Source organism: Pseudomonas sp. 11/12A (assembly GCF_000800055.1).
Taxonomy (GTDB): domain Bacteria; phylum Pseudomonadota; class Gammaproteobacteria; order Pseudomonadales; family Pseudomonadaceae; genus Aquipseudomonas; species Aquipseudomonas mohnii.
This window is the reverse complement of sequence record NZ_JUGV01000001.1, coordinates 6,655,501-6,668,637: the sequence shown is the minus strand read 5'-3', so window position 1 is coordinate 6,668,637 and position 13,137 is coordinate 6,655,501. Positions and strand designations below refer to the sequence as shown.

The 13,137-nt window shown below is 60.7% G+C and carries 10 protein-coding genes; 8 read left to right on the top strand and 2 right to left on the bottom strand.

All coding sequences use genetic code 11. The annotated features are described in order from the left end of the window. The first annotated feature begins 305 nt into the window (after positions 1–305). The 8 genes from GQ39_RS30465 (at position 306) to cmoB (ending at position 11,045) form a co-directional block, all read left to right on the top strand. Complete coding sequence (locus tag GQ39_RS30465) at positions 306–1,688, top strand: carbohydrate porin (protein ID WP_047538185.1); 1,383 nt, start codon at positions 306–308, stop codon at positions 1,686–1,688. A 223-nt stretch (positions 1,689–1,911) separates the two neighbouring features. Next, positions 1,912–4,323, top strand: coding sequence for a glucose/quinate/shikimate family membrane-bound PQQ-dependent dehydrogenase (locus GQ39_RS30460; protein ID WP_047538182.1), 2,412 nt, complete (start codon positions 1,912–1,914; stop codon positions 4,321–4,323). A gap of 314 nt (positions 4,324–4,637) precedes the next feature. Next, on the top strand, positions 4,638–7,055 hold the full coding sequence (lon, locus tag GQ39_RS30455) for an endopeptidase La (protein ID WP_047538179.1): 2,418 nt from the start codon (positions 4,638–4,640) through the stop codon (positions 7,053–7,055). A 216-nt stretch (positions 7,056–7,271) separates the two neighbouring features. Further along, entirely contained in the window at positions 7,272–7,664 is a 393-nt protein-coding gene (locus tag GQ39_RS30450; protein WP_047538177.1) for a protease inhibitor I42 family protein, read from the top strand. A gap of 2 nt (positions 7,665–7,666) precedes the next feature. After that, entirely contained in the window at positions 7,667–8,314 is a 648-nt protein-coding gene (locus GQ39_RS30445) for a lysoplasmalogenase (protein ID WP_047538176.1), read from the top strand. A 90-nt stretch (positions 8,315–8,404) separates the two neighbouring features. Then, positions 8,405–9,067 carry a hypothetical protein gene (locus GQ39_RS32810; RefSeq protein WP_152614033.1) on the top strand — a complete coding sequence of 221 codons (663 nt, stop codon included), beginning with the start codon at positions 8,405–8,407 and terminating at the stop codon, positions 9,065–9,067. A 245-nt stretch (positions 9,068–9,312) separates the two neighbouring features. After that, the gene (cmoA, locus tag GQ39_RS30440; protein WP_177318187.1) at positions 9,313–10,092 is read left to right on the top strand and encodes a carboxy-S-adenosyl-L-methionine synthase CmoA; all 780 of its coding nucleotides are present in this window, start codon (positions 9,313–9,315) and stop codon (positions 10,090–10,092) included. Next, the gene (gene cmoB / locus GQ39_RS30435) at positions 10,089–11,045 is read left to right on the top strand and encodes a tRNA 5-methoxyuridine(34)/uridine 5-oxyacetic acid(34) synthase CmoB (protein ID WP_047538172.1); all 957 of its coding nucleotides are present in this window, start codon (positions 10,089–10,091) and stop codon (positions 11,043–11,045) included. Before cmoA ends, cmoB begins: the two co-directional genes overlap by 4 nt. A gap of 122 nt (positions 11,046–11,167) precedes the next feature. On the opposite strand, the gene tadA is transcribed toward cmoB, so the two are convergent. Together tadA and GQ39_RS30425 are read right to left on the bottom strand one after the other, a co-directional pair. Next, a complete protein-coding gene (tadA, locus tag GQ39_RS30430; protein WP_047538171.1) occupies positions 11,168–11,665 on the bottom strand; it encodes a tRNA adenosine(34) deaminase TadA in 498 nt (165 codons plus the stop codon). Next, positions 11,665–13,041 (bottom strand): multicopper oxidase family protein, encoded by a 1,377-nt coding sequence (locus GQ39_RS30425; RefSeq protein ID WP_047538170.1) that lies wholly within the window; start codon positions 13,039–13,041, stop codon positions 11,665–11,667. Before GQ39_RS30425 ends, tadA begins: the two co-directional genes overlap by 1 nt. Positions 13,042–13,137: the final 96 nt, after the last annotated feature.

Below are 13,137 nucleotides of genomic sequence, written 5' to 3'. Positions count from 1 at the left end.
TCTTCGGGTGGAAGCGCTCTATCAACTGTAGGTGATCTTGGGATCCTGCAGGAGCGAGCTTGTTCGCGAAAAACGCAATGACACCGCTGGGCATCTGGTTTTGCGCGTTTTCGTTCAAGTCCACCGCGAGCAGGCTCGCGCCTACACTGTTACGGATTGCGAAAGAATGCATCTCAACAAAGCGCTTTCTCTATTTGTAACAGAACATTATCCTTGCACCGGCCTTAGCTGAAACGCTTCCGCTAATACGCATCTTGCCTGCCGTTTCCAATCATCCCCAGAAAAAGATCAAGAATTTCCCCTCTATGCCTGATTTACAATCTCCGAAAGACAGCGCTGTCTTTACGCCTGTCGCCTGCCGAAACGCCTTGAACCTGATCGGCGGATTGACCGCGATGAGCCTCGTCACCTGCGCCCAGGCTGCGGCAGCCTTTGATAGCGACTCACCGTGGATGCTCGGCGATTGGAACGGCACGCGCACCGAACTGGCGGAAAAGGGCTACGAATTCAAACTGGATTACACCGGCGAAATGGGCAGCAACCTGCACGGCGGCTACGACCATGACAGCACCGCGCGCTACAGCGACCAGTTCGGCCTCGGTACGCATCTGGATCTGCAGAAGATCCTCGGCTGGAACGACGCCGAATTTCAGCTGACCGTGACCAAACGCAGCGGCAACAACATCAGCAACGACCGGATCAACGATCCGCGTGTCGGCGGCTTCACCTCGGCTCAGGAAGTCTGGGGGCGTGGCCAGACCACGCGCCTGACGCAGATGTGGTATCAGCAGAAATTCCTCGACCAGACACTCGACATCAAGGTCGGCCGCTTTGGCGAAGGCGAAGACTTCAACAGCTTCCCTTGCGACTTCCAGAACCTGGCGTTCTGCGGCTCCCAGGTCGGCAACTGGGCCGGCGGCATCTGGTACAACTGGCCGGTCAGCCAATGGGCGATGCGGGTCAAATATCACCTGACGCCCGAGCTGTACGCACAGGTCGGTGCCTACGAGCAAAACCCGTCGAACCTTGATCGTGACAACGGCTTCAAACTCAGCGGCAGCGGTACCCAAGGCACGGTCCTGCCGGTGGAGCTGGTGTGGACGCCGAAGCTCAACGGCCTGCCCGGCGAGTACCGCGCCGGTTACTACTACAGCAGCGCCAAGGCCACCGACGTCTACAAGGACAGCAACGGCCAGCCCGCGGCCCTGAGCGGTGAGGCCTACCGCAGCGCGTCGAGCAAACACGGCGTATGGCTCGGCCTTCAGCAGCAGGTCACCAGCGTCGCCAGCGATAACAGTCGCGGTTTGAGCCTGTTCGCCAACGGCACGATGCACGACAAGAAGACCAACGCCATCGACAACTATGTCCAGGCCGGCCTCGTCTACAAAGGCCTGTTCGATGCCCGCGCCAAGGATGACATCGGCTTCGCCATGGCCCGCGTCCACGTCAACCCGGCGTATCGCAAGAATGCTGAAGCGACCAATCAGGCCCACGCCGTCTTCGATTACGACAATCCGGCCTTTCTGCCGCCCCAGGACACCGAATACAGCGCCGAACTCTATTACGGCGTGCACGTCACCCACTGGCTGACCGTGCGCCCGAACCTGCAGTACATCCGTCATCCCGGTGGCGTGAACCAGGTCGATGACGCGCTGATTGGCGGGATCAAGATCCAGTCATCGTTCTGACCCACGCCACAAAACCTGTAGGAGCGAGCCTGCTCGCGATGGTCGTCAACGATAACGTTGGTTGCCTGACACCCCGCGTAGTTTTCGGGTCCATCGCGAGCAGGCTCGCTCCTGCAGGTGGTTGCATCAATCAAACCGTTTTTATCTGAACCATGCCCGCGCCGGATCGTCATCTACAGTGAACTGGCGCGGGACAACTTGAAACGTCACGGAGAATCACACTATGAGCACTGAGGGTGCCTTGGGTCGAAGCCGTCTATTGCCGACCTTGCTCGGCATACTGCTTCTGCTAATGGGCCTGGCCATGCTGGCCGGGGGGATCAAGCTGAGCATGCTGGGCGGCTCGCTGTACTACCTGCTGGCCGGTATCGGCATTGCGTTGACCGGCGTTCTGCTGATCGCCGCCCGTCGCGCAGCCCTGGGCCTGTACGCGCTGGTGCTGTTCACCAGCACCGTCTGGGCCTTGTGGGAAGTGGGCCTCGACTGGTGGCAACTGGTGCCGCGTCTGGCGCTGTGGTTCGCCCTCGGCATCGTCATGCTTGTGCCATGGTTCCGTCGTCCACTGCTGCGTGACGGCCCCGCGACACTGGGCACCGGTGCGTTGAGCGTGGCCGTGGTGCTGGCCGGTGCCACCGCCCTTGCCAGCCAGTTCACCCACCCCGGTGAAGTCCTCGGCGAGTTGGGCCGCGACAGCGCCGACATGACCAGCACGGCGCCAACCATGCCCGAAGGCGACTGGCAGGCCTATGGCCGCACCGAATTCGGTGATCGCTACTCGCCGCTCAAGCAAATCACCCCCGGCAACGTCGGCAAGTTGCAGGAAGCCTGGCGCATTCGCACCGGCGACCTGCCGACCGCCGATGACCCGGTGGAACTGACCAACGAGAACACCCCGCTCAAAGCCAACGGCATGCTCTACGCCTGTACCGCCCACAGCAAGGTGCTGGCGCTGGACCCGGACACCGGCAAGGAAATCTGGCGCTTCGACCCGCAGATCAAGAGCCCGGTGGGCTTCAAGGGCTTCGCCCACATGACCTGCCGTGGCGTGTCGTACTACGACGAAGCCGCTTACGCCAAGTCTGAAACCGCTGCGTCCGCCGTCATCTCCGAGGCCGGTAAAGCCGTTGCCCAGGCTTGCCCGCGTCGCCTGTACCTGCCGACCGCCGATGCGCGCCTGATCGCACTGAATGCCGACACCGGCAAGATCTGCGAAGGCTTCGGCAACAATGGCGTGGTGGACTTGACCCAGGGCATCGGCCCGTTCACGCCGGGTGGCTACTACTCCACCTCGCCGGCCGCGATCACCCGCGACCTAGTGATCATGGGTGGCCACGTCACCGACAACGAGTCGACCAACGAGCCGTCCGGTGTGATCCGCGCCTACGACGTGCGCGACGGTCACCTGGTGTGGAACTGGGACAGCAACAACCCGGACGCCACCGAGCCTTTGGCACCGGGCCAGACCTACAGCCGCAATTCGGCGAACATGTGGTCGCTGGCCAGCGTCGACGAAAAACTCGGCATGGTTTACCTGCCGCTGGGCAATCAGACGCCTGACCAGTGGGGCGGGGACCGCACCCCTGGCGCCGAAAAATTCAGCGCCGGCCTGGTCGCTCTGGATCTGGCCACCGGCAAGGTGCGCTGGAACTACCAGTTCACCCACCACGACCTGTGGGACATGGACGTCGGCAGCCAGCCAACCCTGCTGGACATGAAAACCGCCGACGGCGTGAAACCTGCACTGATCGCACCGACCAAGCAAGGCAGTCTGTACGTCCTCGACCGTCGCGACGGCACGCCGATCATTCCGATCCGTGAAATCCCGGTCCCGCAAGGCGCCGTGAAGGGTGACCACACCGCACCGACCCAGGCCCGTTCGGACCTGAACCTGCTGGCCCCGGAACTGACCGAAAAAGCCATGTGGGGTGCCAGTCCGTTCGACCAGATGCTGTGCCGCATCCAGTTCAAGGAACTGCGTTACGAAGGCCAGTACACCCCGCCATCGGAACAGGGCAGCCTGATCTATCCCGGTAACGTCGGTGTGTTCAACTGGGGCGGCGTGTCGGTCGACCCGGTTCGCCAGCTGTTGTTCACCAGCCCGAACTACATGGCTTTCGTCTCGAAGATGGTACCGCGCGCCCAAGTCGCGGCCGGTAGCAAGCGCGAGAGCGAAACCTCTGGCGTGCAGTTGAACACGGGCGCCCCTTACGCGGTGATCATGCACCCGTTCATGTCGCCGTTCGGCGTGCCATGCCAGGCGCCGTCCTGGGGTTACGTGGCCGGTATCGACCTGACCACCAGCAAAATCGTGTGGAAACGCAAGAACGGCACCAGCCGCGACAGCTCGCCGCTGCCGATCGGCCTGCCCCTCGGCGTGCCAAGCATGGGTGGCTCGATGGTCACTGCCGGCGGCGTCGGCTTCCTCAGCGGCACCCTGGATCAGTACCTGCGCGCCTATGACGTCAACACCGGCAAGGAACTCTGGAAGTCGCGCCTGCCGGCCGGCGGCCAGGCGACACCAATGACCTACACCGGCAAGGACGGCAAACAATACGTGCTGCTCGTGGTCGGCGGTCATGGTTCGCTGGGGACCAAGATGGGTGACTATGTGATTGCGTACAAACTGCCCGAGTAAGTTTTAGCGGCAGTAAAACGAAAGGCGACGCCCTCACAGGCGTCGCCTTTTTTGTGCCCGCAGATTTCATACCACCACACGCCCCACCCCTGTAGGAGCGAGCCTGCTCGCGATGGTGTATCCGCTACGTTGGTGTCAACTGACACGCCTTCGAGAGCAGGCTCGCTCCTACAGGTGGACGTGTCGCCGTGAAATCCAGCTAACCTGAATCCCTGCTGAATACACCTTTGAATGACTGGTTAATGCCCAGGCATCATTGAAACCACCGCCAACCTGCCCCATCTAAGACCCATACTCCATTGCGCAGGTGCCCCATGAGCGACCAGCAAGAATTCCCTGAAGACCCGAGCGAATACGCCGACCCCGAAAACGCCACCCAACACTCCACCGGCAAAGGCCTCGCCCTGCCTGGCCAGAACCTGCCGGACAAGGTCTACATCATCCCGATCCACAACCGACCGTTCTTCCCGGCCCAGGTGCTGCCGGTCATCGTCAATGAAGAGCCCTGGGCCGAAACCCTGGACCTTGTCGCCAAATCCGATCACCACTCCCTGGCCCTGTTCTACATGGACACGCCCCAGGAAGACCCGCGTCATTTCGACACTTCGGCCCTGCCGCTCTACGGCACGCTGGTCAAGGTGCATCACGCCAGCCGCGAAAACGGCAAGCTGCAGTTCGTCGCCCAGGGCCTGACCCGCGTGCGCCTGAAGACCTGGCTCAAACACCATCGCCCGCCGTACCTGGTGGAAGTCGAATACCCGCACCAGCCCACCGAGCCGACCGACGAGGTCAAGGCCTACGGCATGGCGCTGATCAATGCGATCAAGGAACTGCTGCCGCTCAATCCGCTGTACAGCGAAGAGCTGAAGAATTACCTCAACCGCTTCAGCCCCAACGATCCGTCGCCGCTGACCGACTTCGCCGCCGCCCTGACCTCGGCCACCGGCAGCGAACTGCAGGAAGTGCTCGACTGCGTACCGATGCTCAAGCGCATGGAAAAAGTCCTGCCGATGCTGCGCAAGGAAGTCGAAGTCGCGCGCCTGCAGAAAGAAATCTCCGCCGAAGTTAACCGCAAGATCGGCGAACATCAGCGTGAGTTCTTCCTCAAGGAACAGCTCAAGGTCATCCAGCAGGAACTGGGGCTGACCAAGGACGACCGCAGCGCCGACCTCGAACAGTTCGAACAGCGACTGGTGGGTAAAGTCCTGCCGGTGCAGGTGCAGAAGCGCCTGGAAGAGGAAATGAACAAGCTGTCGATCCTCGAGACCGGCTCGCCGGAGTATGCCGTCACCCGCAATTACATCGACTGGGCGACCTCGGTGCCGTGGGGCGTGTACGGCGAGGACAAACTCGACCTCAAGCACGCGCGCAAGGTGCTGGACAAGCACCATGCCGGCCTCGATGACATCAAGGACCGCATCCTCGAGTTCCTGGCGGTCGGTGCTTATAAAGGCGAGATCAGCGGCTCCATCGTGCTGCTGGTCGGCCCGCCGGGCGTGGGCAAGACCAGCGTCGGCAGATCCATCGCCGAATCCCTCGGCCGGCCGTTCTACCGCTTCAGCCTCGGTGGCATGCGCGACGAAGCCGAGATCAAGGGCCATCGTCGCACCTACATCGGCGCGCAGCCGGGCAAACTGGTGCAGGCGTTGAAAGACGTCGAGGTGATGAACCCGGTGATCATGCTCGACGAGATCGACAAGATGGGCCAGAGCTACCAGGGCGACCCGGCCTCGGCGCTGCTGGAAACCCTCGATCCGGAGCAGAACGTCGAATTCCTCGACCACTACCTCGACTTGCGCATGGACCTGTCGAAGGTGCTGTTCATCTGCACCGCCAACACCCTCGATTCGATTCCCGGGCCATTGCTCGACCGGATGGAAGTGATTCGCCTGTCGGGCTATATCACCGAAGAAAAAGTCGCCATCGCCAAGCGTCACCTGTGGCCGAAACAGCTTGAGAAGGCCGGCGTGTCCAAGGGCAGCCTGAGCATCAGCGACAGCGCGCTCAAGGCATTGATCGACGGTTATGCCCGCGAAGCCGGTGTCCGTCAGCTGGAAAAAAACCTCGGCAAACTGGTGCGCAAAGCGGTGATGAAGCTGCTCGACGACCCGAATGCCGTGATCAAGCTCGGCCCCAAAGACCTTGAAACCTCACTGGGCAAACCGGTGTTCCGCAACGAGCAAGTGCTGTCGGGCATCGGCGTGATCACCGGGCTGGCCTGGACCAGCATGGGCGGCGCCACCCTGCCGATCGAAGCAACGCGCATCCACACCTTGAACCGTGGTTTCAAACTCACCGGGCAACTGGGTGATGTGATGAAGGAATCCGCGGAAATCGCCTACAGCTACGTCAGTTCCAATCTGAAGTCGTTTGGCGGTGATCCGAAGTTCTTCGACGAGGCGTTCGTGCACCTGCACGTACCGGAAGGCGCCACCCCGAAAGACGGCCCGAGCGCCGGCGTGACCATGGCCAGCGCCCTGCTCTCGCTGGCGCGTAACCAGCCGCCGAAGAAAGGCGTGGCGATGACCGGCGAACTGACGTTGACCGGGCACGTGCTGCCGATTGGCGGGGTACGTGAAAAAGTCATCGCGGCGCGGCGGCAGAAGATTTTCGAGCTAATCCTGCCGGAGGCCAACCGGGGCAATTTCGAGGAACTGCCGGAGTATCTGAAGGAAGGCATTACCGTGCACTTCGCCAAGCGCTTTGCGGATGTGGCGAAGGTACTTTTCTGATAGTCCTGTAGTGACTGTTTGATTGCTTTCGCGGGCAAGCCCGCTCCCACAGGATTTTGCGGTGAACACAACATGTGTGAGCACCGCTGAACACTGTGGGAGCAGGCTTGCCCGCGAAGGCGTCCTCCCTGCCACCACATCCTTCTGCGACTGTTACACCCTGTCTCATCTCAGTTATGCTCACCGTTCGTCGTGAACGCCGGAGCCACTGACCTTATGTCCCCCACTCGCCTGTTTGTCCCCCTCGCCCTCGCGCTGCTGGCCGCCTGCGCCACGCAACCGAAGCAGAATGTGACCGTGGAAAAACAAAGCGAATGCCCGGTGAAGCTCACCAGCGGGCAAAACCTGATCCTGACCCTGCCAAGCAACCCGACCACGGGTTACCGCTGGGCCATCCAGGATTCGGCCGGTGGCGTGTTGCGTGCGCTCAGCCCCGAGGTCTATACCAACCCGGAAGATGCCGGTGTGGTCGGCGCCGCCGGGATTTCCACCTGGCGCTTTCAGGCCTTCACCACCGGGACCGGGCGTTTGCGTCTGACTTCGCAACAGCCTTGGGCGCCGGAAGTGCTGCCGGTGGACGCCTTCGACTGCAACATATCGGTTAACTGACCGTGGGCTGGCTGATTCTGGCGCTCATGGGCGCGGTGACGTTCCTCTACGGCCTGAGCGTGCACGCCGCGCTGCTCTGCCTGTTGGTCAAGCCACTGCCCGTCCTGGCGCTGCTCGGCTGGCTGCACGATGCGCCACCGAGCGAGTATCGGCGCTGGATCAGCCTCGGATTGATCTTCTCCCTGCTCGGCGATGTGCTGCTGGCGTGGCCGAGGGACCTGTTCGTATTCGGGCTCGGGGCGTTTCTGGTTGCGCATCTGGCTTACCTGAAAGCGTATCTGAGCGATTGTCGGCGCCTGGCCTTGTTGCCATTGATCCTGGCCTCGGGTGTGGGCGTCGTGCTGCTGGGGATTCTGATCGCTCACGGGCTCGGGCCGTTGCTGATCCCGGTGATCGTCTACGGCCTGGCGATCAGCGCGATGCTCTGGCGTGCGCTGGCGCGACTCGGCACCGATGTGCCCAAGCGCTCGGCGCTGCTGGCAGCGGTTGGTGCAGTAGCGTTTGTGTTTTCGGATAGCGTGATTGGCATCAGCCGCTTTGTCGTGCCGTTCAATGCCGCGCCTTATGTGATCATCCTCAGTTATTGGCTAGGGCAATGGGGAATTACGGCGTCGGCGTTTCCTCAAGAGTTCGCTCACCCACGACCCTAACACCGTCTGTCGGAACTAGTATTTCTGACAGTTAAGATCCCCGCACGCCTTCGTTAACTTAATTACTCCATTAAAACGGAGTTAATTATTATGGAATTTTCATCAAACAAAACAGATCGAAAAACCATTAACGGCTTCGACGACGTCATTCAAACAAAAGACAAGCCCACTGGTATTTTTGCACTAACTATAACCTCGCCTAAAAATAATGAGTCCATTGGTGATGAAGATCTCTATTGGGCTGGAACAGGCGGCACGCCTGGAAAAGCGGTATATATCGAAAGATCTGACAGCCCGAATGTATGGCATTGGGCTGGCGATGTTGGCCCATCAGGAAACTGGAGTAAAAAGATAGACGGCTTCCCTCACCCTGCACTCACTATTCGCGCGCGCCATTTTGGGTCAGATGAGATCTCCAACTCAGTAACATACAGCGTTTACGCCTCCCCACCCGTTATATATACGCCAATGAACACAGCGCCTATTTTTGACAGGAACCAGCAGTTCGCAGGCAAAGCACTTGCCAACTCCATTATCGAAATTGAAGCATTCCATCAAAGTACGCCAAACCAAGTCCACTTAGGATCCGGCGTCACGAATCTCGGGGAATGGGGACTTGAATGGAGGGTAGTTACAAACTGGAGTTTAACTAGAGGTGTTTACACCTTGAAGATAAGACAAACATGGGGAGAATTCGGAGAATACATTTCAGATTGGACCACCTCAACTCAACATCCTGCCCACTTTCCATAAAGCACTCACCAGATTATTGCGCTGTTTTTATCTCTCGGCTATGGAGGTAACGGGACATTACAGCGTCGGCGTTCACTCATAAATTGCGCTGCCCCCATCGCGAGCAAGCTCGCTCCCACAGGCACAGCGCCGTCCTTGTGTGAGTGAGCTTGCTCGCGATAGCAATATCACTGAACACACAGACTTTGCAGGCTGCCTGGCGGTTTATCAGACAACCCGCGCATCCCCGCGCCAACTTGGCTAAAATGCCGGCCTTTTCCACCTACGCCGCTGGAACCGCCGTGAGCAAAGAACCCGATCGCCTTTTCGCCCAGCCTTTGGCCCAGGTGCCTGACTTCGCCTTTAACGAGGACGTGGTGCGGGTGTTCCCGGACATGATCAAGCGCTCGGTGCCAGGTTATCCGACCATCGTCGAAAACCTTGGCGTGCTCGCCGCGCAGTTCGCCCAGCCCAACAGCGTGCTGTACGACCTGGGTTCGTCGCTGGGTGCCGTGACCCAGGCCCTGCGCCGTCATGTGCGCACCGATGGTTGCCGGGTGATCGCTGTGGATAACTCGGCGGCCATGGTCGAGCGCTGCCGCGAGTACCTCAACGGTCAGGACTCCATGTTCCAGGAATTGCTGCCGGTCGAAGTGATCGAAGGCGATATCCTCGCCCTCGACTTCCAGCCAGCCTCGGTGGTGGCGCTGAACTTCACCCTGCAATTCATCGCCCCGGAGCAACGTACGGCGTTGCTGTCGCGCATCCGTCAGTCGCTGCTGCCCGGCGGTGCCTTGATCCTCTCGGAAAAACTGCGCTTCAACGACCCCGAAGAGCACGCGCTGCTCACTGATCTGCATGTCGCGTTCAAACGCGCCAACGGCTACAGCGAACTGGAAATCGCCCAGAAGCGCAGTGCCATCGAAAACGTCATGAAGCCCGACAGCCTCGAAGAACACCGCGAACGCCTGCTGGCCGCCGGGTTCTCGAAAGTCGTGCCGTGGTTCCAGTGTCTTAACTTTGCCTCGTTGATTGCCTTGCCATGATTGATCTGTCCCCCCTCGCCCGCCGTCTGGCCGGTACACCGCTGGCCGACTGGGCCAACACCCTGCAGGCACAACTCGACAAGAAAATGGAAAAGGGCCACGGCGACCTGGAGCGCTGGCAAAGCGCGCTCGACGCCCTGCCGAAGATCCAGCCGAGCGAAGTCGATTTGCTCAACGGCTTGAAACTCGACACCGATTGCGACGATGAAACCCGCGCGCAAATGCGTACGGCGTTGATGGGGCTGTCGCCATGGCGCAAAGGGCCATTCGATCTGTTCGGTGTGCACGTCGACACCGAATGGCGCTCGGACTGGAAATGGTCGCGAGTGGCTCCGCACCTGGACCTCAAGGGCAAACGCATCCTCGATGTCGGCTGCGGTAACGGCTATTACATGTGGCGCATGCTCGGCGCCGGCGCAGACAGCGTGATCGGTGTCGATCCGAACTGGCTGTTCTTCTGCCAGTTCCAGGCCGTGCAGCGTTTCCTGTCCGAGCCGAATGCCTGGCATCTGCCGTTCCCGTTCGAAGACTTGCCGCCGAACCTGGAAGGCTTCGACACGGTGTTTTCCATGGGCGTGTTCTACCACCGCCGCTCGCCGATCGAGCACTTGCTGGCGCTGAAGGATTGCCTGGTCAAGGGCGGCGAACTGGTGCTGGAAACCCTGGTGGTCGAAGGCGACAAACATCAGGTGCTGGTGCCGGAAGACCGTTATGCACAGATGCGCAACGTGTGGTTCCTGCCGTCGGTACCGGCGCTGGAATTGTGGCTGCGTCGTGCCGGTTTCAGCGATGTGAAGTGCGTGGATGTGAGCGTGACCACGGTCGAGGAACAGCGCGGCACGGAGTGGATGAAGTACCAGTCGCTGAGTGACTTCCTTGATCCCGAAGATCACAGCAAGACCATTGAAGGGCTGCCGGCGCCGATGCGGGCGGTGATTGTTGCCAGAAAATAATGCAGAAACTTGTAGGAGCGAGCCTGCTCGCGATGGACTTGAAAGCGCCGCGTTCATTCAGAAAGCCCGCGTTATCGTTGTCCACCATCGCGAGCAGGCTCGCTCCTACAGGGGGTCGGTGTTTAGTCTGAAGGTTTGGCGCGCCGCGCCTTGAAAAACTCGCTCAACACCGCCCCGCACTCCTCGGCCAACACCCCGCCTTCATACAACACCCGGTGATTCAAGAAGCCTTGGGTGAAGAACTGCCCCTGGCTCTGCACGATCCCCGCTTTGGGCTCCAGCGCGCCATACACCACCCGCGCAATCCGTGAGTGCACGATCAGCCCGGCGCACATGCTGCACGGCTCCAGGGTCACGTACAGCGTGCTGCCCGGCAGGCGATAGTTGCTCACGGCCTGGGCGGCGGCGCGGATCGCGACCATCTCGGCATGGGCGCTCGGGTCATTGCCGCTGATCGGGCAGTTGAAGCCGCGACCGATGATTTCGCCGTCCTGTACCAGCACCGCGCCCACTGGCACTTCGCCGAGAGCGGCGCCCTGGGCAGCCAGGGCCAGGGCTTCACGCATGAAGTCGCGATCACGGCTGCGGTCGATGATGGCGGCGGGACGAATCTGTCGCATCACGCCACCTCGATGGCGGCCATCAGGCCGGTTTCCATGTGGTCGATCACATGGCAATGGAACATCCACACACCCGGGTTATCCGCCACCAGCGCCACTTGCGCGCGCTCGTTCTTGCCCAACAGGTAAGTGTCGGTGAAGTACGGGATGACCTTGTGCCGGTTCGAGGCGATGACTTTGAAGCTCATGCCGTGCAGGTGAATCGGGTGCTGGTATTGAGTCATGTTTTTCAATTCGAAGAGGTAACTCTTGCCCTTCTCGAGCCTGGCAATGGGCCGGTCGGCACAGGTCTTGTCAGTGATGTCCCAGGCTTTGCCGTTGATCTGCCACAGGCTCGGCGGCTTGCCATTATCGACGTTGACCGACACCGAGCCCACCCACTCGAAATTGAAGTTGAGTTTCTCGGCATTGGCCAGGTCCGGTTCGGCCACCGGGTTTGGGGGCAGCGCCGGTGGCCAGTCGGTCGGCGCATCGGTATTGGCCACGGAGCGCAATGTTGCCAACCGTACAGGGCCGTTGCGCAGCGACAACTCTTCACCGGCCGGCGGGGCCTTGATCGCCAGGCAAATGCGCATGCCGGGACCGAGCCAGTATTCCTTGCCGAGCGGACGCGGCTCGACCGGATTGCCATCCAGCGCATAGATCTGCGCTTCGACGTCAGGGATGTTCAGGCGATAGGTCAGGGTGTTATCAAGGTTGAGCAGGCGCACGCGGGTGATCTGTCCGGCGGGCAAATCGATGACAGGTTGAGAGACCCCGTTGATGGTCGAAAGACGCCCCGCCGTACCGCCACGGGCCGCCTCGCGAGGAACGCTGAACGTGACGAAAGCGCCTTCATCATCGACGTGCCAACTCTTGAGGCTCAAGGTTTTTTCGTACTTGAAACCGGTCGGCTCGCGCTCTTCGATGATCAGCGGGCCAACCAGTCCACGACCGAGTTCCTCGCTGCTGCTCACATGGGGGTGATACCAGTAGCTGCCAGCATCCGGCACGCGGAATTTGTAGTCGAAGTATTCGCCCGGCAGCACCGGCAGTTGCGAAACATACGGCACGCCGTCCATTTCCAGCGGCAGGCGGATGCCGTGCCAGTGGATGGTGGTGGCAACCGGCAGGTGGTTGATGAAACGCACCCGCAACCATTCGCCTTGACGCACGCGCAACTCGGTGCCCGGCGCCGACGGGCCGAAGGCCCAGGCTTCGGTTTTGTGTCCAGGCACCAGCTCGACGTCCAGCGGCGCGGCGATCAGCTCGTAGTCATGGCCCGCCTCGGCGTCGGCCATTTTGCCCAGCCAGTAACGCGACGCGCCGCCGGCTCCCACGCCAACCACTACAAGACCGGCCAGACCACCGAGTATTTGTCGACGGGTAAAGGACATGGACTCAACTACCTCACGTATCAGCTTCGGGCCCTGGGCCCGCAAAAGGCGAATACGATACACCTGCAATTGCGAAACAGTAAGGGTGATGTGTGG

Coding starts and splice junctions, on each gene's coding strand:
- GQ39_RS30465 (WP_047538185.1), top strand. CDS start 306: ATGCCTGATTTACAATCTCCGAAAGACAGCGCTGTCTTTACGCCTGTC.
- GQ39_RS30460 (WP_047538182.1), top strand. CDS start 1,912: ATGAGCACTGAGGGTGCCTTGGGTCGAAGCCGTCTATTGCCGACCTTG.
- lon (WP_047538179.1), top strand. CDS start 4,638: ATGAGCGACCAGCAAGAATTCCCTGAAGACCCGAGCGAATACGCCGAC.
- GQ39_RS30450 (WP_047538177.1), top strand. CDS start 7,272: ATGTCCCCCACTCGCCTGTTTGTCCCCCTCGCCCTCGCGCTGCTGGCC.
- GQ39_RS32810 (WP_152614033.1), top strand. CDS start 8,405: ATGGAATTTTCATCAAACAAAACAGATCGAAAAACCATTAACGGCTTC.
- cmoA (WP_177318187.1), top strand. CDS start 9,313: ATGCCGGCCTTTTCCACCTACGCCGCTGGAACCGCCGTGAGCAAAGAA.
- cmoB (WP_047538172.1), top strand. CDS start 10,089: ATGATTGATCTGTCCCCCCTCGCCCGCCGTCTGGCCGGTACACCGCTG.
- tadA (WP_047538171.1), bottom strand. CDS start 11,665: ATGCGACAGATTCGTCCCGCCGCCATCATCGACCGCAGCCGTGATCGC.
- GQ39_RS30425 (WP_047538170.1), bottom strand. CDS start 13,041: ATGTCCTTTACCCGTCGACAAATACTCGGTGGTCTGGCCGGTCTTGTA.